1 protein-coding gene is annotated in these 1,807 nt (G+C 61.5%); it reads right to left on the reverse strand.

Annotation, left to right across the window (positions count from 1 at the left end; genetic code table 11):
- Positions 1–14 precede the first annotated feature (14 nt).
- Entirely contained in the window at positions 15–737 is a 723-nt protein-coding gene (locus G6024_RS13690) for a recombinase family protein (protein ID WP_083249484.1), read from the reverse strand.
- Between the last annotated feature and the right edge of the window lie 1,070 nt (positions 738–1,807).

A 1,807-nucleotide genomic window follows, 5' to 3' on the forward strand; every position in this document is an offset into this window, starting at 1 on the left:
CCGGGTGTCTCACCTCAGTCTGGCGGATAGGGAAGGGCGGTCGCGTCCTGGCCGACGTAGACGTTGCGGACAGTGGCGGGCTGCCAGCGCACGCCACCTCGTGCGGTCGGCACGTCATCGGCCGTGAGTCCATCGGCCACGGCTTGCCACGTCTTGCCAGCGTCACGCTCGGACACGATGCGGGCGACCACCTCACGGGAAAGCGACGAGGGGCGGCCCAACCGGACACCCTGCGCCCGCTTCACAACAAGCGCGGCCTTGGTCCGCTCACTCACGAGGTTGCGCTCATACTCGGCGGCGCTCGCCATGTTCCCCAGCATGAACCGGCCCGCGGCGGTCCCGGTGTCGATCTGCAAGTCACACATGACCAACCCCCACCCCTCGGCGGCGGCGAGCGTGTCGAGGTCGAGCACGCGAGCGGCGGTACGACCGATGCGAGATAGGTGGGAGGCGACAAGCCTGGACGCCTGCCCGTCAGACACGGCGTCGAGAGCGGCGGACAAACCGGGACGCTCGACCGGGGCGACGGTTCCGGACACGCCCTCATCGGTGAACCACGCGACGACCGTCCACCCCTCGGCGGCGGCGCGGGATTCGATAGCGGTCCGTTGCGCTTCGAGCCCTAGACCAGACACGGCCTGTTCCTCGGTGCTCACGCGGAGATAGCCGATTGCTGCGGTCTCGTCACGGGTGACGTTGCGGCGCCGGGGCTTTCTCGGTGCGGTCACACCACCCATTTAAACCAAACGGTCTAATGGTTTAACGACTGTGGGCAACAAGCGGCCACGGCGCCCTCCAGCGCGAGCCCCTACTCCCTGCCGTCAGCCGAAATGAGGACGTTTCTGCCACGCAGAAGAGTAACCCCTGATAACTTATTGAATGCTCAGCTAAGCCCCGTCGCCATCTTGGAGAAGCTCATGAGGAATCGCGTTATCCGTTCAGTTGTGACTTGCCTCGCGACATTTGCACTGACTACGAGTGGCGCCGCCACCGCCACAGCGTCAGTCGCCGACCCATTCGGAAACGCGCTGGGATCGCTGCAGCTCCCTACAGAAAACGGTGATCAATTGGTTTGGCAAGGACCGATCGAGGGGGACGTAAACCATCACGCTCGACAGGTGGTCCGGCTCGGAAATGGAGTAACCGCCACCATCACTCTTGACGTCCCCTCACGGACCATTTCAGTATCGGCCGACAACGGGGCGTACCTGAAGTTCGACCTAAACTCCCTTCGCGCACATGTAGGCGCAAACCGGGACGGTCAGGCAATCGCACCACTCGCTAATTCCTGTGATGTCGCTACCGGGATTGCGGGCATCGCCCACTCCGCACTATGGGGCGCCGCACTTGGCGGACCTGCAGGCGTTGCGGCCGGAGTTGCCGTTGGCGCGTTCTGGTGGGGGGTATCACAGGGGTGCTGATAAATTTAGTCCAGAAACACTACATACCGGACAGAAGTTGATCCCTTGCTTACATCTCACCTGAGCGAACAGCATCATAAAACGTTACAAAACGCCTCACGGGGCCTGCTCGGAGTGGCTTTATTTTCCGGCGTGGCCCTCTTCGTTAGTGCGCTATTGGGATACTCCAGAGGAGTCGACGGTGCGGTAACATTATTCGCCTTGTCCGTTGGCGGAGCAAGTACCGGAGCACTCGAATACATGTCGAGAAAACGACGGCATACCGGTATGCCTATTTTTCTTCTGATCCTGAACTTCGCCCTCGTGTCGGTGGGCATGTGGTTGCTAACGGGCCTAATCCCAAGATAGCTAAAGCGGCTCTTCGCATCTAAGTGTGGGGTCAGGTC

Origin of the sequence: Dietzia maris, assembly GCF_014144855.1 — a bacterium.
Lineage (GTDB): Bacteria > Actinomycetota > Actinomycetes > Mycobacteriales > Mycobacteriaceae > Dietzia > Dietzia kunjamensis.

Excerpts from the sequence above, each read along its gene's own strand:
- G6024_RS13690 (WP_083249484.1), bottom strand. The coding sequence starts at position 737 with ATGGGTGGTGTGACCGCACCGAGAAAGCCCCGGCGCCGCAACGTCACC.